Genomic DNA, 20,893 nt, shown 5'->3' with positions numbered 1-20,893 from the left:
TGCCGCCTGTCATGGTTGCCTGACGATGATCGTGAACTCGTAGAGCCCATAGTCATGAAGCAGGGCAACGTGTCGGGAGAACCGCCGCTTGCAGAGATCGAACAGCGCGCACGGATCCGCATAGTAGAGATACCCGCGCATCTTGTCGGCGTCGGAATAACTGGTCAGGCAATTGAAGGCGAAGCCGCGAGCACTCGTCCGATCCATGTGCTCGAGCGTGGTCTCGACGTAGCGCGTCCAAGCTTCATCCGTCTGATCCAGACGGACGTTGAAGATACCGCTGGCAACGGTGAAGTCAGCGATCCGGTCCGGCACGGCCGCGACTTCGAAACGCGTGGCGGGCATCCCGGCGAAACGGTTACGCGCGGCAACCACCATCTCGGGCGCGATGTCGTATCCGGCATAGTCGCAGCGGGGACAGCTGCCCGACAATTGATCACGAAGCGCTCCGTAGCCGCAGCCGAGATCGTTTAGAGAAAACGCACCCTCGGTATCGACAACCTTCAGCAACTGGCCAAACCGCAGGGTCTGACTGGTTTCACCGTTCCAATCCACACCCTGGGCGCGCTCGCCATGGACGGCGAGCTTGCCGGCATAGTAGTGAGCGATGGCACCGAGGTCATTCGTCATTCGGCGGCCCTCGACTCGCACATGTCGACCTTGGGCGAAGAGTCCGGCGCCAGGCCTTCGCGACTGTTGGAAGGCGCGGCCAGTCCGCCGCGATGGACGCTGCGGACAAGCGTGTAAGGCCGCCGCTTGGCTTCGGTATAGATCTTCGAGAGATAAATCCCGATGACCCCCATGAAGGAAATGATCAACCCGCCGATCAGCCAGATCGAGGCCATCACGGAGGTCCACCCGTCCGCGACCGTCCCAATTACCGCCCAGATCACGACAAGATAGGCGATATAGGCGGACGCCAGCATAAAAATACCAAAACCGAAATAGAAGATTCCGATCAGAGGTGCATTGCTGAAGGAAGTGATGGAGTCGATCAGGATGTGAAACTTGCGGGTTACCGAATAGGTGGTCGGACTCAGGCTGAGCTTGTCGATCCTTATCGATCGCTGGTCGAAGCCGACGATATGCCAAATTCCAGCCAGGAAGAGCTCTCGCTCATCGTATTGCAGCAGTGCGTCCACATAGCTACGGCGCATAAGCCGCGCCGTGACGATGTTGTGCGGCAGGTCGACGCCGGTCGCGGTCCGGAAGATGCGGTAGAACCAGTCCCCGGACCAACGCTCGAATATATTGCCCTTACGCTTCTTCTGGACGCCGAAGACGACATCGCAGCCGTCGTCGCACAGCTTCCGGGCAAAACTTTCGAGCCACTCCGGCTGCTCCTCCAGATCGCTATCGATGAGGAAGACGAGGTCGCCCCGGGCGTGCGCGAGCCCGGTCATCATCGCCTTATGGTGACCGAAGTTGCGCGACAGGTCGACGACGCAGACGCGCGGGTCTTCGTCGGCGAGTTCCAACGCAATCCGCAGGCTGTGATCCGGCGAACCGTCGTTGACGAGGACGATCTCGTAGTCGTCGCCGGCGAAGACGTGTGCCGCCTGCGTCGCCCGGCGATGAAACTCACCGATGTATTCGGCGGATCGATAGAGAGTGGCAACGATCGACAGTCGCATCAGGCCGTGGCCTTCATGAAGTTACGCGCCTCCGGTCCGCAGTTGAACAGGAGATCGAGCATCGTCACACCGTGGACGAACTCACCCCACAACTGCGGATATTCAGGGTAGCGGGAATAGTCGAACCACTCCACGCGCATGCTGCGCCGACGGAATTCGGCCTCGTCGAGGTATTCCTTTGCGGCCGGGCCGCTGACATAGATGTCCGCACCAGCCTGCGCGCAGATCGACGCCAGTCGCTCCGTCCGTTCCTCGGCGAGTTCATAGTCGGCCGAACGGGTAAGGCGCGTCGTGATGCCGAGATGGTCGCAGATCGCCTGCAGGAACGTCCGGTTGAGGTCGGACAGGTTGGATGCCGGGACGGCATAGAGCGGTTCAATAAGCGAAGCCACTTCGTCAAAGAAGGGCGCGCGCCTGTAGTTCGACCGCAGCGACTGGAAATGCGTAGCCGCCCAGTCGACCCCCTCGATCGCCGTCTCGCGGATCGTCTGATGGTATCGCCCCTTGCTCTCGACGGGAATGGTGAGCCAACGCACGCCCTGGGGGGTCTTGATCAGGTTGCGGTTGCGCCAGTCGCGGCGGGTAAACTGAACGTCGTCGTAGAGCACGAATTCGTCGACCGAGGCGATCAGGTCGAAATAGCCTTTCCACGGAATGTAGTTCGACTGGACGATCGCCACCCGCTTCATGCCACCGTCTCCGCACGAGCGGAATCAAGCCGGGCCTGCGCCTCGGCCACCCATTGGCGATTGTCGAGATACCACGCCACCGTCTGACGCAATCCGTCCGCGAAGCTCCGCTCCGGCCGCCAGCCCAGCGTTTCGCGCAGGCGGGCGGCACTCATGGCGTAGCGGAAATCATGCCCCGGCCGATCCGCCACGCGCGTCAGCAAGGTCCGGCGTGTCCGGCCTTGCGGATCGGGAGCAAGCGCGTCCACGCAGTCGCAGATCGCCGTGGCCAGGTCGATGTTGCGCCGCTCGCATTCGGCGCTGACATTGTAGGTCGTTCCAGGTTCGCCGCGTTCCATAATGAGGCGCAGCGCGGCACAGTGATCGGCGACGTGGATCCAGTCACGGACGTTCTTGCCATCGGCATAGATCGGCACCGGCTCGAACGCGAGGGCACGCTCGATGACCACCGGAATGAACTTCTCAGGAAACTGCCGCGGCCCGTAATTGTTGGTGCAGTTGGACGTCAGCACCGGCAACCCGTAGGTGTGGAAATAGGCCCGCACAAGATGGTCCGAGCCGGCCTTGGAGGCCGAATAGGGACTGTTGGGCGCCACGATGGAAGCCTCGGTGAACGGGGGGTCGTCCGCCTGGAGGGCGCCGTAGACCTCGTCGGTCGAGACGTGCAGAAAGCGGAAGCCAGCGGCCGCCTCGTCGGCCAGTGTGCCGTGGTAGGCGCGGGCGGCCTCGAGGAGGTTGAAGGTCCCCACGACATTGGTGAAGACGAAGGCCTCCGGCCCGGCGATCGACCGGTCGACATGACTTTCGGCGGCGAAATGCACGATCGCCCGCGGCCGGTGCTCGCGCAGGATCGTTTCGATCTGTTCACCGTCGCGGATGTCGCCCTTGATGAAACGATGGCGCGGATCGCCCGAAAGCGCGGACAGATTGCCGGGATGGCCCGCATAGGTCATCCGGTCGAGATTGACGACGGCTTCGTCAGACCGGGCCAGCCACTCGTGGAGAAAATTCGCGCCGATGAAGCCGGCTCCGCCGGTGACAAGGATGGTCATCGCGCGCTGCAATAGTCCTTTTTCGCTAAGATCGGCGCATGCTTGACGCTGCGCCCCCATATGCCGGATGCGGCGCGGCATGACAAGGCGCGGCCGGTATGCGCCGATAGCGCTCGGAACCGCGTTGCACCCCCTCAGGGACTGGTGGGAAAGCCGCCGAAGCCCCGCAGAAGCCACATGTCGCGCCATCCGGTCGGAAGCGAGGCGGTCAGCAGCGGCGGCAGAACCGAATTCCCCTCGCTTCGCTCGAGCGTCGCCTCGCAGCCCTGCGGCAGTGGATCGACCGCGATCGTGGCAAGGTGCTGGGTCGGGCGATAGAAGGCCGGCAGCAGAAACGTCACGGACCCCTTGCTGCCGCGCGCGACCGACGCCCGCAGGTCATGGTCGAAAGGCTGCCAGACATTGTCGGCCGTCGCATACCCGACCTGAGCGACATATTCGCCCGCCGGGCAGTTTTGCAGGGTGAGAACAAGCCGATCCGCCGCTGCGCGGACATCCCACTGCAGGCCCATGGTGGGCATCGCATCGGTCATGCTGTCAGGCCTTGCCGAAACCACATCGCGATGCCGCGGCGGCACCGGCACGGTGAAGACTCCCCGACGCCGCCCATCGACAGTCTCGACCCGCCAATTGGCTGCGACCGGCGCTCTTGGCGCGGCCAGCACCTCCTCCAGCTCGCCGCTCAGCGCCTGCTGCTGATACAGCAAAAGCGCACCATAACTGATGGCGGCCAAGGCGACGACGCCGGCTGCAAAAGCCGCGAACCGCCCGCCGACGCGCTTCAGGCCGCTCCAATCGAACGCGGCGGCGAAGAATGCCAGGATCGAGGTCACCCAGACAAACTCCAGGTGGAACACATGCCGAATCGAGAATTGCACCACCGGGAAGGCCAGAACCAGCGCGAAGATCACCGCAACGCCCAGCGTCTCATTGGGCCGGATAGCCATCTCCCGCCACAGAAACACCGCCAGGCCGGCAATGGCGAGAGGGATGAGCCACGCCTGACCCAGCGCATCGTATAGAAACGCCATATAGCGGCTTGCCGCAGGACCGTTGCGCACCGGGCCACCCGGGTCGAGGCCGGTGCGGTCCGTCGCCACGAGGACCGGAAAGGCCGTGACCCAGGCCGCCGATTTGAGGCCCTGGGTGGCGAGATCGCCCAGGAAATACGGCAGCCACCGGACCATGTTTGTGGTTGAATACTGCATGGCTTGCGAGACACCGTAATAGGGCAGCGATTCGCGATTATCCCACTCCGGATGAAGCGGTCGTTCGGCCGCGGCGATCGAGGACAGCGACAGCTCGTCGGAATAGCGATCGCCCAATCCGTAGACGGCCGGTTCGATCGCCAGGTAGGATCGGAACGGCTCGCTGAGGCCCTGGAGGACCAGCGAGCCGGCCCCGCCGACACCCGCGACCGACAGGACGGGCCAGGCCGACAGGATCATCATCGCGACCATCGCCGCCGCCCCCGCGCCGCGACGCGCCAAGGGCCGCAGCCCTGGGGCCACGAGGAGCGCCAGGACACCGATCGGCGCGAGGATGATGACATCGCCGCGAAAGCCGATACCGATGCCGATCGCCAGGCCGGCGAGCATGCCCCATCCCAATGCCCCGCGCAGCGATCCGGCGCGCATCGTCAGGATGACGAAGACAAGTGTCCAGACGAAGAAGGGAGCCTTGGAATAATCGCGGAACGAGGTAACCAGCGACAGGGCCACTGGCGAGGCGGCAAGCACGCCGCCGCCTACCAGCGCCAATACCAGCGGGAAAAACAGCCGAAGCAGGACGAAGGCACCGGCCGCATAGGCGCCGGTCGCAATGGCCACCAGCGGCCACAGCTCGGCATAGCCCAATCGCGGCGGATGCCAGAGCGCGCCGACCGCGTAGACGAGATAGAGCTGCAGGCGCGCGAACAGGCCCGGCGGCCCTATCGCTGCAGCCGCACCAAGAGCTTGGCAGTCGAACTCCCTCGCGCGCACGAGGACGAACTCTTTGAGCACATCCGAGACCGCGCCGGGATGGCCAAAGCCGAGTCCGCACCCCGCATAGACGACCTCGGGCGTGAAGTTCTGATAGAAGAAAAGATAGCCGGCCTGCCGGAGCGTGAGGACGCCCAGCGTTGCGCCAAGAGCAGCGATCAGGAGGGCCGCGATCCAATCCAGATAACGATGTGTCAAGGATGCGGGCGCGGGAGACGCTGTCCCTTGCCCCTGCGTCGCGATCAATCCAGCGCCTCACGCAGCAGTGCGGCGATCCGCCCAAGGTCGGTGTCGGCTAGGCCCGCGTGAAGCGGCAGCCGCAGCAGTTGCCGCGACGCCTCGGCGGTCACCGGCAGGTCCCCGACCGCTCGACCGAAGCGCTGTCCGGCTGGCGAATCGTGCAGCGGCACATAGTGGAAGGCGGACCGCACACCGGCCGCGGCCAGATGATCGATCACCGCCTGCCGGCCCCGATCGCTCGCCAGCATCACATAATAGATATGGCCGTTGGGCGTGCATTCCGCCGGCACGCCAGGACGGGACAGCGCACCCGAAGCCTCAAGCGGCGCCAGGAGTTCATCATACATCCGCCAGAGCCGGACGCGGCGCTCGGTGATGGCCCGGGCCTCTTCCAGCTGCGCCAACAGGAATGCCGCGACGATCTCGCTGGGCAGAAAGGACGATCCGATGTCCTGCCAGGTGTACTTGTCGGTCTCGCCGCGCAGGAAGCGGCTGCGATCGGTTCCCTTCTCGCGCAGGATCTCGGCGCGGTGCGCCAGCGACGCGTCGTTGACCAGCAATGCCCCCCCCTCGCCCGACACCACATTCTTGGTCTCGTGGAAGCTCAGGGCTCCGAGGGCACCGATGCTCCCGAGCGCCTGCCCGCGATAGGTCGCCAGCAAACCCTGCGCGGCATCTTCGACGACCGCGAGACCGTGTCGCGCCGCAGCCGCCATGATCGCATCCATCTCGCAGGCGATGCCCGCATAGTGGACGACGGCGATCGCCCGTGTCCGAGGTGTGATCGCCGCTTCGATCAGTCTCTCGTCGAGGTTCAGCGTATCGCGCCGAATATCCACAAAGACCGGGACACCGCCGCGCAGGACAAAGGCATTGGCCGTCGACACGAACGTATAAGACGGCATGATCACCTCATCGCCCGGCATAATGTCGAGCAGCAGCGCCGCCATTTCCAGCGCCGCCGTACAGGAATGGGTGAGCAGCGCTCTCGCCGCTCCGGTTTCCCGTTCCAGCCACGCATGGCAACGTTTCGTGAAATCGCCGTCACCAGCGAGGTGACGAGCAGCTACGGCCTCCGCCACGTATCGGAGCTCTTTGCCGGAGAGGTCGGGGGCGGTGAGAGGAATCGGAGCGGGGGAAGCAGCCATTCCCGCACAACTATCCTACCGACTGCGCCGGAGCAATTACGGATGCTGCCTTATGGCGTGATGTAACTGGCGCCGATCGTCACCGTGGTGTGTTAGGCGCGGGCCTGCTTGGTCAGGATGCCACGGCAGGCCGGCCGATGACGGCATCATCGCCCATGGGCGCGACGGTTGCCAGCGCCGTGTAGCGTGCGCCGGCCGGCCGATGCATCGCTGTGTTCCAGTAGCGGCGTGCCGACGAGGCGCACAACGGCCGCGTCATTCGGGAGGAGGCCGACGCCGTTCGTGCGGCAGCAGTTCCGGAGGCAAGGTTACGATGGTGCGCGTGCTCGCGTCACGACGGCATCGACGCCATGACCTGCGAGAGCCCCGTCCATTCTTGGCTCGCGGCGCGTTGTCATGACCTTCCGGTCGCGGCAGATGCAGCAGCATCATGAAGCGCGTTGTGCGCCCGGCGTTCTTCTCGCCATAACCGCCGCCGGTCGCAACGCCGACCTCCAGGTTCCATCAGCCGTTTGGCGGTAAAGCCGATCGTCTCGCGCGAAATGGCGGCGTCAGCCCTCTTCTCGATCACCTCGTGCAGGTCCATCATGATTTTGGTCATCGGCTCTGCGATCGGTTCGGTTGGGTCAGCAACTCGACCCTACCGCGGAACCTCGATGACGGCTCAGCTACACCGCCACGCGGGACACGACCCATGCCTCCCGCCTTCCGGCCTCCCCGGGGCGCCGGCAGGAGCCGACATGGCCGCCGCAACCGCAGCATCCTCGCTGGACATCCCCTCGGCGGCCTCCTTCATCTGCCCGTGACTGTCGTTTTCTACAAATCTTGACGCAACGTCGTTTTGGCCTTAGCCTCGTGATGCGGCCCAGTTCGATGGAAATTTCGACGGTATACTTTCGATGGAATTGGCTGCGGTATAATAATGGATGCCTTTGGTCCATTCTGCATCTACCAGTTCACGAAGTAACCAGGGGGATGGCGTGACGGGACCTATTCGAGCCTTCATACCGGCGGCGGTGGCGGTCATTTTCGCCGCCATGTTGTCTGCCTGCGGAGTGGAGAACGGTGGGTCTCCGCCGGATTTGCCCTTGGCGGAGATCGACGGGCTGCGCGCCGACAGAATGGGAGACCGCGTGGCGGAAGCGGAAAAGCCGGCCGGGTCGCAGGAGCGCGTGACGGTGACGGGCACCTACGCGACCCGCGGCGACGGCGTCGAATGTCCCAAGATCAGAACAGACGGCGGCGAGCTTGTCGGCGTCTCCTACGTTGCGACGGACGTGCCCCTGGGCGCGCGCGTCGAGATCTCCGGCTATTACGTCAACATGACGACCTGCCGCGGCCCGGTCGTCTATGCGGAGCAATTGCGGAAACTTTGAGCGGCCCCGCGCCAGCCGTTAGCAGCTGGTCGCGCGGACCTAAATTGGGACAGACGCCGCAGGCCATGCGCGTTCTGCCGAACCAGAAGAAGGAATCCGATCGATGTCCCTCCCCAACGACCCGATGTTCGGCCAGCAATGGCATCTGCGCAACACGACCCCCGGCCTGCTCGATCTCAACATCGTCAATGCGAACGGCCTGAACTCGCTCTGGGACGATTACACCGGCGCCGGCGTCAAGGTCTTCGTGATCGATGACGGTTTCGACTATCTGCACGAGGATCTGGCCGCGAATTACGACACCGTCTTCGACTACGACTGGTTCAACAACGACGGCGATCCGTTCGGGCTGAACAACAATTCCCACGGCACGGCCGTCATGGGAATCATCGGCGCGGTCGGCAACAACGGCATCGGTGTCACCGGCGTCGCCCACGGTGCGACCATGGTCGGGTACCAGACCGCTGCGTTCATCAACGATGGCTGGCTGCAGGACATTCGCGATTCCATTTACAGCGCTTCGGCCAATGGCGGCGACGTCATCAATATCAGCCAAGGCATCGCCAACGATGCCAATTCGGAATTCGGCTTCGGCTACAACGCGTTGCGTTTCGCCGAGATCGACAATTCGATCAATCTGGCGGTCAGCGCCGGGCGCGGCGGGCTCGGCACCAACATCGTCAAGTCGGCGGGCAATTCCCGCTTCGACAACTACGACGTGAACTCCGACCCCTGGACGAACAACACGCAGCAGATCGTCGTCGCGGCGGTCGACCAGAACGGCTTCGTCTCCTCCTATTCGTCCTTTGGCACAGCCAATCTGGTCTCCGGCTTCGGTACGCCGGGACAGGTGGTGACGACGGACCGGACGGGCGCTGCGGGCTATAACGCCACCAATTACACCAGCACCTTCAACGGAACCTCCTCGGCCGCGCCGATGGTTGCCGGCGTCGTGACGCTGATGGTGGACGCCAACGCCGGGCTCGGCTGGCGCGACGTGCAGGACATCCTGGCCTATTCCGCCCGCCACGTCGGCAGCGTTGTCGACGACGCGACGATCGCCGGTTCCGAACGCACCCCCTGGCACTTCAACCAGGCCGACAACTGGAACGGCGGCGGCCTGCATTACAGCAATGACTATGGTTACGGGCTGGTCGATGCCCACGCGGCGGTGCGTCTGGCCGAAACGTGGAATTTCTTTAATGCCGCGCGAACCAGCGCCAATCAAGTGATGACGACGGAAGACGCGATCGCCGGCGCCCCCGTGGTGATTCCGGATGGCAATTCGACCGGCACCTCGTTCACGCTGAACGAGGAGCAGGCCATCATCGTCGAGCGGCTGACGCTGGAGCTGGATTTTTCGACGACAGCTCTTGCCGACATGGATATCTACCTCACATCGCCAACCGGGGCGGAGCATGTCCTGATCAATGACCAGGCCGGCGGTGCCGCCTTTGATGGCCGCTACACCTTCGAAAGCCAGGCCTTCCGCGGCGAGTCGAGCTTCGGCGACTGGACGGTGCGGATCGTCGATGACGCAGGCGCTGACGTCCTCACCGTTCGCGACATCGACCTGAATCTGTACGGCCGTGCAGCCAGCAATGACGACCGTTATGTCTTTACCGAGGAATATTCCCAATACGCCGGCATGGCGGGGCATGGCACTAGCTTCAATGATCTCAATGGCGGCAGCGACGTCGTGAACGCGTCGGCGGTCATCTCCAACTCCACCATTCAGTTGACCGGGGCGGTGAGCACGATCGACGGTGTCGAGTTGCAGTTCTTCAATGTGGAACACGCGATCGGCGGCGACGGGGACGATTATCTGGTCGGCGACGCCGGGCAGAACACGCTCTTCGGCATGCGGGGAGACGATCTCTTGCAGGGCAATGCCGGTGCCGACACTTTGATCGGCGGCGCCGGCTCGGATACCGCTTATTTCATTTCCGCCCATCAAGGCGTCGTCGTCGATCTGTTCAGCGGCGTTTCGGACGACGGACTGGGCCTTGATACGCTGATCTCGATCGAGAACGCCATCGGTTCCAATTTCGCCGATCTGCTCATCGGATCGAACGAGGACAACGTGTTCATCGGCATGGGCGGCTCGGACATCATCAACGGATATGGCGGCTCCGATACGGTCTCCTTCCTGTTCACCGCGCTGGCGGCCGGTCCCTTCACCGCGCAGGTCGATCTGACCGCTCAGCTGGCCTATGATGGCGTGGCGCAGGACATTCTCATCTCGATCGAGAATGCCATCGGCTCGCAATTCGCGGATGCCTTGTTCGGATCGGCCGGCGACAACGTCTTCAATGGTATGGGCGGTGCCGACCTCATCAACGGGCTCGGCGGCATCGACACGATCAGCTATAGCGGTGCGGTAGGCGGCGTCTTCGTCGATCTTCTCGGCGGCGTGGGGGATGTCGGTAGCACGCGGGACCGCATCTACGAGTTCGAAAACGTCGTCGGCACCGATTTTACCGACCTGCTTTTCGGAACGAACGGCGACAATATTTTCGAAGGCGGAGCCGGTACGGACTTTCTCTATGGACTTGGCGGCAGCGACACGGTCACGCTCGGCAACGCCGATCGCGGTGTGCAGATCGATCTGACCGGCAACGTAACCTATGATGGAGTCAGCCAGGATTTCCTGAATTCGATCGAGAACGCCGTCGGATCGGCGTTCAACGACATCATCGCCGGCTCCGGCGGCAACAATTTGCTGACCGGCGGTGGAGGGGATTTCGACGTGCTGATCGGCGCCGGCGGCAACGACCGCTTCGTCTACGACGTCGCCGGTTCGGGTGTTGATCTCATCACCGATTTCGATGCCGATCCCGTAGGCGGGCAGGATCTTATCGACCTTTCAGGCCGCGGACTGACCTTCGCCGATATCGCCGTAAACCAATATGGGGCGGTCACCTATCTCACCTTCGGTGGCGATACCGTCATTCTGTCCGGCGTCAACGCCGCCGACATCTCCGCCAGCGATTTCGACTTCGTGTGAGAGCGAGGGTAAGCGGAATTCACAGCCGGTCCTGTAGCGCGCACAATCAAATGCCCACGCGCGCTACTTCAAATCACTCCGTTTTCGGCTTCGGATGATCGCTTCGAAGCCGGTTTGAACGATCAGCCGGCGAAGGCCCGTTGGCACCATGCCTAAGCGGCAGTTTTGGTGTCGACGCAGATCTCTGTGGCAGATTTTCGAAGTCTCGTCGAATGACGGTCCAGCGTGAAAATGTTGCTGGTGATAGTCGACGCTTGGCCGCGAGGTGGAGTCGCTGTCAGCGGGGTCGAACTGGCACCCCAACCCCAATGAATAGCTTATACGCGAGCCAGATCAGCACCCATGCGATCAGGGCGGCGTAGCCGTCGCCGATCTGCATGATCTGATTGCCTGCGGGGAGGTACACGAAGAACAGCGCCAAGAGGCAGAACACGACCCCGCCGGCCTGATTTCCAGCGAGAACCGCATCCTTCCACGCCGAGGCCCAAATCAAGGCGATCAAGCCAATAACCAACGCCGCACCGTAGACGCCGAAGTCGTTCGCCAGCCATGTGTAGGCGCTCGCCCACTGATAGCGCTGATCCCATCCTTCTTCGCCGATGCGATATGTGAGCGCCCGATCCGGGAAATCGACATCGCCGGTCAGTGCCACGTAGACCCGTGTCAAAATGTTCGAGTGGCCGAATCCGTACATCGAGAGGGTCGGCTTTTCCAGTGCGAGAGATAGCCCGTAATATCCCTGCGTGGCATAGGCGGTCGCCATCGAGAGGGCGAACTGGCGACCGACCTCCGCCTCCGATGCTACACCGGCCTGCGATGAGGCTTTGGCGCACACGTCGCCGGACATACAGAATAAATTTGGCGCTGCCTTGGCGCTCGCGGGCGGGACTTCAGCGGTCCCACCCGCGCTCGCGGGCGGGACTTCAGCGGTCCCACCGGACTCCCCCTCAACTGCTGCTGCGGCTTCGGCCTGCTCTTCCACGACCTCCGCTGCGTCAAATCCCAGCCGCTGCGCCTTTCTCTCGATGAAACTGCCGGCTGCGAAAAAGGCCGTCAACGCAGCGACCAGACCGAACATCACAAGCCGTTGCAGTGAAGGAAAGCCGGACGTGACGATGCGCCGACACAACACCACGGCGACGGCGGCGGCCTGCAGGATCAGAAGGTCAAAGATTTCCTTGTCGGTGCCCCGGAAGATCGAAAACGAGCAAGCCGCGAAGATACCTATCGCCGCGAGTACCTTGAGCCGTGAGCCGAGAGATCCCCACGTCAAGATTGCCAGAGCCGGTAGAACGAAGGTGACGGGGCCAAGCAGCATTCGCGCCGTGGCCACGACAGAACGCAAAGACTCAGGCTCGCGAAGCGTCTGCTGCATCTTCTCGTAGGCGAGCCGCTGATCGCCAAGCAGCGAAAAGAAATCCCAGGGCGCACTGTGCGTATAGACGTAGGCCGACGGAAACAGAAGAAGGATGCTGCCGACCGCGCCGGCCAGGACGGCGTACCTTACCCAGGGCATAGGCGCTGCTACCGGTGGCGTCATGATCCCGACCGCGAAGCCGCCTGCGATCAGAGCGAGCGCCGCCAGAAGATAAGCGGTCGTCAGAGACCAGTCGGGCACCGGCCAATCTATCGGGCCGAGGAGAAACAGGCCGATACCGGCTGCGAAGTAGACCAGTGCGAGGGTGACAGGCGTCACCAGAACCGCGTTCCTGAGCGTCACACCAGCCATAGGACAACCGCCCAGATCGTCGCAGCCAAGGCGTACATGCGAGACCACACGCCGACATGCAACGGTCGCCCATCTTCATCGACCGAGATCATCTGGGCGAGAAAAAGAGCACCGGTGGATATGAAGACCGTCGATATGAGCAATGACATGATGAAACCGTCTAGCGTGTCGCCCACGCCGGCTGCTCGTCAGGGGCACACGCTCTGTCATGACAGAACTCGGTCGAAACGGCGTTGATCACGATAGCGAATATGAAAAACGCCGCTGTTGCTGCTGCGATCGTAAGCGATTTCCCGCCGACCAGGAAGAGTGATTTTGCCATTTCATTTCCCGATCTAGAAGACGAGGGTAGTCTATCAGAAGCCATGCCAGAAGGTCCAGCAAATCAACTTCCGTAACGTTGTGCTCGCCTCATTGCTGGCTTGGATCACAAGGCGCCCGGATTCTGTTTCGCGCATAATCTCGACCGGGAAGCCTTCGGCGTACTCCATCACCCCACCCTGAGCGCTATCCGGATCGGTCAAGTATATAAATTGGCTTTGTTGGCGCGGCAACCTGGGCAATCGTCGGAAACGGATTCAGATGCGCCGGCACTTTCGGCTTGAAGCGCCCGTCCGCGACGGCGTCATCGCTCGGCCCCGGACCGGTCTTGCTCAGAAATATCGCTGCTATGCCCTTGTCCGGTTTCCAGCGTCCCGAACAGATCGAGCCAGCGGCGCCGCGCGGCCTCGCGCGAATAAAGCGGACGCCCGCTCTCCACCGTGCTCGCCCCGCGCCATCGCGCCGCCATGTTGACGACAATGTCGACCAGGCGGTCCATCTCGATGTCCCAGGGTGCCGTAACCCCGAGACGGTGTTCCTCGATATCCCGCGCCAGCGCGCTCTGCGGCTCGACCAGCGCCAGCACGGGAAGCCCCGCGGCGAGGTAGCTGAAGGTCTTGCTGGGGTAGGCAAACCGATAAAGCCCTGGCCGCAGGGTCACGATGCCGACGTCGTATTCCGCCATCAGGCCAAATGCTTCCTCGGACGAAACGCCGGGACGAAAGCGTACATTCTGGATGCCGTCGTCCTTCACCCGTTCCTCGAGGCTCCCCTTTTCGCGTCCCTCCCCCAAAATGTCTAGGACGGCGATGTTCGGATCGACGCGCGCGAAGACGTCGACGAGAGTCGAGAGATTCTGGAAGCGGCCGACATTACCGGCGAACAGGAAGCGGGCGGGGCCGCCCTCGTCGCGCGGCGCCCGTTCGCCAACGGGTTCCTGGGCGGAGAAATTGTTGATCGCGACGAGACGCCTGGGGCGCGTTCCGCGCTCGCGCACCACCGCCATCATGTCGTCGGACAGCACCACCACCACATCCGCGTGGTTCATGACGAAGCGGTCCAGCGCGACGAGAAGGCGCGACAACAGGCCGGGCTTCATGATCCCCATCAGGATCGCGATATCGGGATAGATGTCCTGCAGGAAATAGACGAAGCGCGCGCCGCGCAATTTCGCGGCCAAAAGCAAGGCGAGAGCCTGGACCACCGGCGGGATCGAGGTCGTCCAGACGACGTCGCGCCTGCGCCCGAAGACGATCGCCGCGCTGGCGAGCATCACGAACAGGAGGCCGTTGACGGCGCGCACCAGCCCATAGCCGCGCTCGGGCAGAAGCGGCAGCCGGCGAACCGTCGCGCCGTGCCATATGCTTCGCGAGGGTTGCCGGGGCATTTTCAGATGGGGACGGTAGTCCGGCTGGCCGGTCAGCACCTCGACCTCGTGTCCAGCCTCCACAAGCCAGCGCGCGATGTCGTTCATCAAAACCGTCTCGGGCCAGAAATACCGGAAGACGAGCGTCGCTTTCAATGTCCTGCTTCCTGCCTGAGGCCGAACTGCGCCGGCCAGTCCATCGTTGCAAGACGCTCCCCCAGATAAGCGGCGCCCTTTGGAGTCAGGTGAGCGAGATCGTAGGAAATCAGTACGCCCTCCTTTGTCACCCTTTGGCAGCCATCCTCATTGCACAGCGGTTGCAGGAGATCGATGACAGTCACAGCGGGGAGCGCCCGGAGTTTCCTATTGATTGCCAAATTGCCTTCGAAGTACGGCGTGCGGATCTCGTGGGCATCGGGTTTGCCGGCGTGATGAGCGAAGAACTCGATTCCGGTTCCGGTCAGTATTCTCCTCGCCGTGACAGCGATCTTTGCCGACGGATTGAGTGTGCGCAACACCGCCAGTTGCTCATCGAGGATATCTGCTGATGCATCGCTCCACTCGAACGCGACGACGATCGCGTCTGCTTCCGCGAAGATCGAACGGCGGAGATTCTTCGCATGCTGTCGCCGGCAGCTTTCTTCTACCTTCGGCAAATATGTCTTGTAATACTCGTCGGAGACCGGGAACAGCGTCTTGCAATTATCCACGACCGGAACCGTCGCGAGGTCCACCGAATTGGCCCACCCGCCTTCGCCAAGAATATTGACGAAATCCGCCGCCATGCTATCGCCCACCACCAGCAGTTTTTGACGGCCGCTGTCATCGAAGCCCCGCTCCTCGGCCAGAAAGCGTTTCCAGACGTACACGTTAAGCGCCTCGACGTCGTAGGAAAGCTGCTCCCGGACCCCCTCCGGATAGCGCCAGAGCCATCCATTCGAGCTCCAAAGCCCGGCCCAGCAAAGACCGGATACGATAACAGCAAGCGCGCTTTGCCGCAAAAATGCGGAGCTTCTGACTTCTTCCGCACCCCGCAGTCGGAACCGGCGTTCGACCAGATGGAACATCGGCACCGCAAGCAGGATCGACACGACGATCAATCCTGCCCCTTCACCGGCCGAGAGTGGTCTGAATGTCCAGTATCTGTAGAACACGATGGCAGGCCAGTGGACGAGGTAAAGCGAATAGCTAATCTTACCCAAGCCAATAGCCACCGGATTCGTCAGCACCTTACCGAAGATGGGAGGCGCTCCCGCGAGGATGACGAACGCTGCTCCCAGGCAGGGAAGCAAGGCATTCCATGAGGGAAAGGTCGCGGCCTCGTCAAGCAGCAGCACCGCAAGGGCAATCAGCGCTAGACCGATCGCCAGCAGAGCTTCTGCAAAGAGATCCGGCATCTTCCGATCAGCCGCGAGCCAGACGCACAGTGCCCCGATCGCAAACTCGAAGACCCTGAACGGCGCGAGAAAGAACACCGCCGCAGGACCATCGGCTCTCGCCGCATCCCCGATTCCGTACATCACATCGAGGATAGCGAGCCGGCCGTCGGCCATGTCCAGCGCGAACATGAAGCTGGCCACACCCGAAACGCCGATGCAGGCAGGACCGATCCACCCGGAACGGTTTCTGACCGCCAGCACCACCAGGACCGGCCACACGAGATAGAACTGTTCCTCGACGCCCAGCGACCAAGTATGCAGAAGCGGCTTCAGAATGGCATCCGGGTCGAAATATCCGCTTTCAGCCCAGAAATAGATGTTCGATACGCTGAACAGCGCGGCAACCAGTGCACCTCCGATTCGGCTCAGGAACTGGGGGGCGAACAGGAATGCCGCGCCTATGAAGCTCAGCCAGAGCGTCGCCAGAAGCGCCGGGAACAAGCGCCGCACGCGCCGGACGTAGAAGTGACCGAAGCGGAAGGTTCCCGTAGTGTGCACTTCGTTCACGATGAGACGGGTGATCAAAAAGCCGCTGATGACGAAGAAGACGTCGACCCCGGCGAACCCCCCGGAAAACGTCACGAAGCCGGCATGGAAGAGAAGCACCGCCGTCACCGCGAGCGCTCGCAACCCGTCGATTTCCGGCCGGTAGGGAAGCGGTCCATGTGCTCGCCCTTCGCTCCGATGCCGGTTCATCGTCCACCACTATCTATTGGCGCAGCGGGCGCGACTGCAGGAAAGCGAAAATGAATCCGGGCGCGTTGAACGGCGGGGCGGCTTAGCCCCGCGCTCCGTCCAGTCCATGCCAGCGGGCCGACAGCTTCGCGGTGCCGAGGATCAGTCGGACGACGCGTTGCGAGCTATTGTCGATGCGGTAGTCCTGCGGAACCGGCGGAAAGCGTCCGGCGCGGAAATCCGCGATCGCCATGTCCACCGAGGCCGCGATCACGTCGCGATCGAGGCCGGTGATGATGATCGAGCCGGTGTCCATCGCTTCCGGCCGCTCCAGCGCGTTGCGGACGGTCACGGCCGGGAAGCTCAGGATCGAGGATTCCTCGCTGATCGTTCCGGAATCGGAGATCGCGCAGAGCGACTCCATCTGCAGCTTGTTGTAGTCGTGAAAGCCGAAGGGTTTCAGGAACCGCAGTCGCTCGAGCGTCTCGATGCCGTAGGCCTCGAGGCGTTTGCGCGTGCGCGGATGCGTCGAGATGACGACGGGCATGTCGTGCCGTTCGGACAGCATCTCGAGCGCTTCGACGATGGCGCGCAGCTGCGGCTCCGAATCGACGTTCTCCTCGCGATGGACCGAGGCGATGAGATAGCCGCGCGGCTCGAGCTCCAGCCGCTCCAGGATGTCGCTGGCCTCGATCCGGTCGCGATAGAGCGTCAACACTTCATTCATCGGAGAGCCCGCCACGATGATGCGCCGGTGCGGCAGCCCTTCCGACAGCAGGTGACGACGGGCGTGTTCGGTATAGCAGATGTTGAAGTCGGACATGTGATCCACGAGGCGGCGGTTGAGTTCCTCGGGGACATTGAAGTCGAAGCAGCGGTTGCCCGCCTCCATATGGTATACGGGAACGCGGTTCTTGCGGGCCGCGAGGGCTGCCATGCAGGAATTGGTATCCCCGAGTAGAAGGACCGCGTCCGGCTTCTCCTTGCGAATGATCCGGTCGGCCCGGGCGATGACACGACCGATCGTCTCTGCCGCTGTTTCGCCGGCCGCTTCGAGGAAATGGTCGGGCGCGCGGAGGCCCAGATCCTCGAAGAAGACCTCGTTCAACTCATAGTCGTAATTCTGCCCGGTGTGGACGACGACGTGCCTGATGGAATCGACGGCGTCCAGCGCGCGGATGGTCGCCGACAGGCGGATCCATTCCGGGCGCGTGCCCGCGATGGTCATTACCTTCATCATCTCAGTCATTCTCGGCAAGCTCTTGGTAATTGGAGCAGGGGATTGTCGAAAGGAGCGGGAACGGCCCGCGCCGCATCAGGCCGAGCCGCCGTCAGGCAGAACGCGATCGCGATAGGTGTCTGGGGCCGCGGCGTCGAAAATCTCGTTGGTCCAGAAAAGGGTGAGCAACGGCTGCTCTCCGACATTCTCGATGCTGTGGGTGTGAAGCGTCGGCATGTCGACGGCCGCTGGCCGCTCGCCGGATACGCGGTATTCCCACACGGTGTCGGTGAGAACCCGTCTTATCCGGATGACCGCCTCGCCGGATACGACGAGAAAACGCTCCACCTTGTCGAGATGGAAATGATCGCCACGCGTTATCCCCGGCTCCGTCCAGGACAGAAAAGTCTGGCCGCCGCTGCCGCCACCGCCCTTGACGGCCTCGAAGAGTGTTCCCCTGGGATCGGTATTGAGCGTCAAAGGTCGCGGAAAGCCGTCGGGATAAAGGGCCGCGCGATAGCTGTTGAAGAGCGCCACATCGAAGGGATCGGAGAGATCCGGCACGATATTGGCCAGGTAGCTCCGATGAAATCCGGCGATCTTCTGGTGAAGATCGGGGACGCTGACCGGTTTGCCCGCAAGGAATTGGCGGCCGGTCTTTCCCGCCACCACCGCGTCGATGGCCGACTGGGCCGCGGCGCCCGCATGGAGGAGCTCGACACGCCCGTCCGGATTGATCGACGGCGTGGCGCCATCGATGACCTGGCGGCAAAGCGTCGCCGTCACATTGTTGTAGAATGGCCGGGCACACTCGCCGAAGATATGCGGAAGCACCAGATCGGTATAGGCGAGCCCCGACGCGCCGAAGGCTTCCCCCGCCCGTCGCTTGGACCGGCCGTAAGGCGTGTCCTTTTCGGCGTGGGTCGAATTGGCGTAGACGATGTGCGGCTTTGCGCCCGCCGCGTTGACGCTTGCGAGCAGGGCCTCGGCGATCCGCAGATTGGCGTCCTCGATATCGGCGTCCGGCGCGCGATTGACGCCGGCGAAGTGGAGGACGGCGTCCGCGTCACGAAACGCAGCGATCGCGCGGTCATGGTCGTTAAAGCCGGAGCGGTCGAGGGCGGCGACGGCGAAAGGCTCCGCTTCGTTCCTGAATTGCGCCATCGCATTGGCGGCCCGCAGCCGGCAGGCGGCATGCCAGCCGAGCAGCCCGCCAGCCCCGGTGACGACGACCTTCATTGCCGGGCACCGCCGTTCCAGCTTTCCAGTTCGCTCTGCATTTCCGGAAGTGTCATGAGCAGCGCTTTGACATCCTCGACACTCATCCGCTCCGAATTGTGCGAATGATAGTCTTCGTATTCGGCCGTTTCGCGATCGCCCTCGACGAAGTAGGATTTGTAGTTCAGGTCCCGATCGTCCATCGCGATGCGGTAGTAATCGCCCATGTCCTCGCTGTGCGAGAGTTCCTGCGCGTTGGCGAGCGTCTCATACAGCTTTTCACCGTGGCGCCAGCCGATCACGTCGACCGGGTGGTCAGGTCGCGAGAACAGCTGCTTGAGAGCCGTCACGAGATCCGCGATGGTTGCCGCTGGCGCCTTCTTGATGAAGAGATCGCCCTGGCGCGCGTGATCAAAGGCAAAACGCACGAGCGCGACCGAATCCCGCAAGGGCATCAGAAACCGCGTCATCGTCGGCTCGGTGATGGTGATGGGCAAGCCCGCCTTGATCTGCTCGATGAACAAGGGAATGACCGAGCCGCGCGAATACATGACGTTGCCGTAGCGCACGCAGGAGATGGTCGTCGCCGTGCTCTCGCCAACGATTTCGCGGGCCGCGGCCTGGGCGACCTTCTCCATCATCGCCTTCGACATGCCCATGGCGTTGACGGGGAAGACGGCCTTGTCGGTCGACAGGCAGACGAGGCTGCGCACGCCAGCCTCGATACCGGCCCGCACGACATTCTCCGATCCGATGATATTGGTGCGCAGTGCCTCCATCGGGAAGAATTCACAGGACGGCACCTGCTTGAGAGCCGCCGCGTGAAAGACGCAGTCGACGCCACGCATGGCGTGTTCGACCCCCGCTCGATCCCTGACGTCGCCGATGTAGAATCTGACGCGCGGATCGAGCAGCGTGCTGCGCAAGACGTGCTGCTTTTCCTCGTCGCGACTGAAGACCCGCACTTCTTCCACGTCATTTCCGTCGAGGAGGGTCCGTAGCATCGTCTTGCCGAACGATCCCGTCCCGCCAGTGATGAGTACCGTGCGTATGCGTTTTGCGGTCATAGGCTGCTGCTTGCCGTTTCAAAGGTTAAAAGTTCGCCACCCGCTGCTCTTAGTATGCGAGCGCTCGCGCTGACAAGGGGTTGGCGATGGCATTCCAGGGCTTTCGCATATGGCCGACGACTGATGTGGCGAGGTCGTCGGACGACTGGAGTTTCCCCGCTTCAGCGGACAGTCATAGGCTTACAGACTGCGACGCGGCTTCGGCACTCCTTTCGTCGTCGATCGGGATCTGTTCGGGCTGAGTGACGACGCCCGGGATTTCGCCTACCCTAGAGGAAGCTGAAGACGGCCACGCGGACCTCGGCCGTGGTCGCGAATTTCCGGCGATCTCGCGTCCATCCTTGCCCACGGATATCTCCTTCTTCCCAGAACCGGGAGATGTCTCGCGAGTACCGACAATCCTATAGTGGCAGGAAGTGTAGGCGCAGCGGATGACGCCGCACGCGGTGCAGACTTCGGTAGGGAGGGGTGTGCGCGAGCAGGAGCTGGATGATGCGGAAGGTCGGCGCTTGCCGATCGGCAAGCCGAATGCAGAACCTGCCCGTCGATCGGCTTATCCTCGTCGCGACCGGGACACGGCAACGGGCTGGCCGGGCCAGACGCCAGCAGGTGCGGAATAGTGGATAGCAATGCCATCGACATCTCGGTGCGATCCTTGCCGCCCTTGCCGCATTCCGTCCGAGTTGTGCATGAGCGGGTCGCCGTGTATGGGATGGGCGACAAGCCGCAGG

General features: G+C 62.7%; 15 protein-coding genes and 1 pseudogene. 2 read left to right on the top strand and 14 right to left on the bottom strand.

Features of this window, described 5'->3' with window-relative positions; genetic code table 11:
* Positions 1–9: 9 nt before the first annotated feature.
* The 7 genes and pseudogenes from ING15_RS15735 to ING15_RS19985 all read right to left on the bottom strand — a co-directional run.
* Complete coding sequence (locus ING15_RS15735) at positions 10–630, bottom strand: class I SAM-dependent methyltransferase (RefSeq protein ID WP_206455787.1); 621 nt, start codon at positions 628–630, stop codon at positions 10–12.
* The gene (locus tag ING15_RS15730) at positions 627–1,634 is read right to left on the bottom strand and encodes a glycosyltransferase family 2 protein (RefSeq protein WP_206455786.1); all 1,008 of its coding nucleotides are present in this window, start codon (positions 1,632–1,634) and stop codon (positions 627–629) included. The genes ING15_RS15735 and ING15_RS15730 overlap by 4 nt, the downstream gene beginning before the upstream one ends.
* Entirely contained in the window at positions 1,634–2,323 is a 690-nt protein-coding gene (locus ING15_RS15725; RefSeq protein ID WP_206455785.1) for a WbqC family protein, read from the bottom strand. The genes ING15_RS15730 and ING15_RS15725 overlap by 1 nt, the downstream gene beginning before the upstream one ends.
* Positions 2,320–3,375 carry a dTDP-glucose 4,6-dehydratase gene (rfbB, locus tag ING15_RS15720; RefSeq protein ID WP_206455784.1) on the bottom strand — a complete coding sequence of 352 codons (1,056 nt, stop codon included), beginning with the start codon at positions 3,373–3,375 and terminating at the stop codon, positions 2,320–2,322. The genes ING15_RS15725 and rfbB overlap by 4 nt, the downstream gene beginning before the upstream one ends.
* A 134-nt stretch (positions 3,376–3,509) precedes the next feature.
* Entirely contained in the window at positions 3,510–5,555 is a 2,046-nt protein-coding gene (locus ING15_RS15715) for a hypothetical protein (protein WP_206455783.1), read from the bottom strand.
* 44 nt (positions 5,556–5,599) lie between these two features.
* The gene (gene rffA, locus ING15_RS15710; protein ID WP_206455782.1) at positions 5,600–6,745 is read right to left on the bottom strand and encodes a dTDP-4-amino-4,6-dideoxygalactose transaminase; all 1,146 of its coding nucleotides are present in this window, start codon (positions 6,743–6,745) and stop codon (positions 5,600–5,602) included.
* Between the two features lie 291 nt (positions 6,746–7,036).
* A pseudogene (locus ING15_RS19985) lies at positions 7,037–7,192 on the bottom strand (IS30 family transposase); the annotation flags it as partial.
* A 641-nt stretch (positions 7,193–7,833) separates the two neighbouring features.
* Between ING15_RS19985 and ING15_RS15705 the strand changes: the two are divergent.
* Together ING15_RS15705 and ING15_RS15700 are read left to right on the top strand one after the other, a co-directional pair.
* On the top strand, positions 7,834–8,121 hold the full coding sequence (locus tag ING15_RS15705; RefSeq protein WP_206455781.1) for a hypothetical protein: 288 nt from the start codon (positions 7,834–7,836) through the stop codon (positions 8,119–8,121).
* A 103-nt stretch (positions 8,122–8,224) separates the two neighbouring features.
* Positions 8,225–11,128, top strand: a complete 2,904-nt coding sequence (locus ING15_RS15700) for a S8 family serine peptidase (protein WP_206455780.1) — start codon at positions 8,225–8,227, stop codon at positions 11,126–11,128.
* A gap of 277 nt (positions 11,129–11,405) precedes the next feature.
* On the opposite strand, the gene ING15_RS15695 is transcribed toward ING15_RS15700, so the two are convergent.
* The 7 genes from ING15_RS15695 to ING15_RS15665 all read right to left on the bottom strand — a co-directional run bounded on the left by ING15_RS15695 (position 11,406) and on the right by ING15_RS15665 (position 20,162).
* Positions 11,406–12,857 (bottom strand): hypothetical protein, encoded by a 1,452-nt coding sequence (locus ING15_RS15695; RefSeq protein ID WP_206455779.1) that lies wholly within the window; start codon positions 12,855–12,857, stop codon positions 11,406–11,408.
* Positions 12,845–13,033: a hypothetical protein gene (locus ING15_RS15690; protein WP_206455778.1), complete on the bottom strand. Its 189-nt coding sequence runs from the start codon at positions 13,031–13,033 to the stop codon at positions 12,845–12,847. The genes ING15_RS15695 and ING15_RS15690 overlap by 13 nt, the downstream gene beginning before the upstream one ends.
* A 449-nt stretch (positions 13,034–13,482) precedes the next feature.
* Positions 13,483–14,700 carry a glycosyltransferase family 4 protein gene (locus tag ING15_RS15685; RefSeq protein ID WP_206455777.1) on the bottom strand — a complete coding sequence of 406 codons (1,218 nt, stop codon included), beginning with the start codon at positions 14,698–14,700 and terminating at the stop codon, positions 13,483–13,485.
* On the bottom strand, positions 14,697–16,679 hold the full coding sequence (locus ING15_RS15680; RefSeq protein ID WP_206455776.1) for an acyltransferase family protein: 1,983 nt from the start codon (positions 16,677–16,679) through the stop codon (positions 14,697–14,699). Before ING15_RS15680 ends, ING15_RS15685 begins: the two co-directional genes overlap by 4 nt.
* Positions 16,680–16,761: 82 nt before the next feature.
* Entirely contained in the window at positions 16,762–17,907 is a 1,146-nt protein-coding gene (wecB, locus tag ING15_RS15675) for a non-hydrolyzing UDP-N-acetylglucosamine 2-epimerase (RefSeq protein ID WP_232845809.1), read from the bottom strand.
* Between the two features lie 66 nt (positions 17,908–17,973).
* On the bottom strand, positions 17,974–19,116 hold the full coding sequence (locus tag ING15_RS15670; protein WP_206455775.1) for a polysaccharide biosynthesis C-terminal domain-containing protein: 1,143 nt from the start codon (positions 19,114–19,116) through the stop codon (positions 17,974–17,976).
* Positions 19,113–20,162, bottom strand: a complete 1,050-nt coding sequence (locus tag ING15_RS15665) for a polysaccharide biosynthesis protein (protein ID WP_206455774.1) — start codon at positions 20,160–20,162, stop codon at positions 19,113–19,115. The genes ING15_RS15670 and ING15_RS15665 overlap by 4 nt, the downstream gene beginning before the upstream one ends.
* Positions 20,163–20,893: the final 731 nt, after the last annotated feature.

The sequence above is a fragment of the Aurantimonas marina genome (assembly GCF_017183135.1).
GTDB lineage: Bacteria > Pseudomonadota > Alphaproteobacteria > Rhizobiales > Rhizobiaceae > Aurantimonas > Aurantimonas marina.
This window is presented reverse-complemented; position numbering and strand designations above follow the sequence as displayed.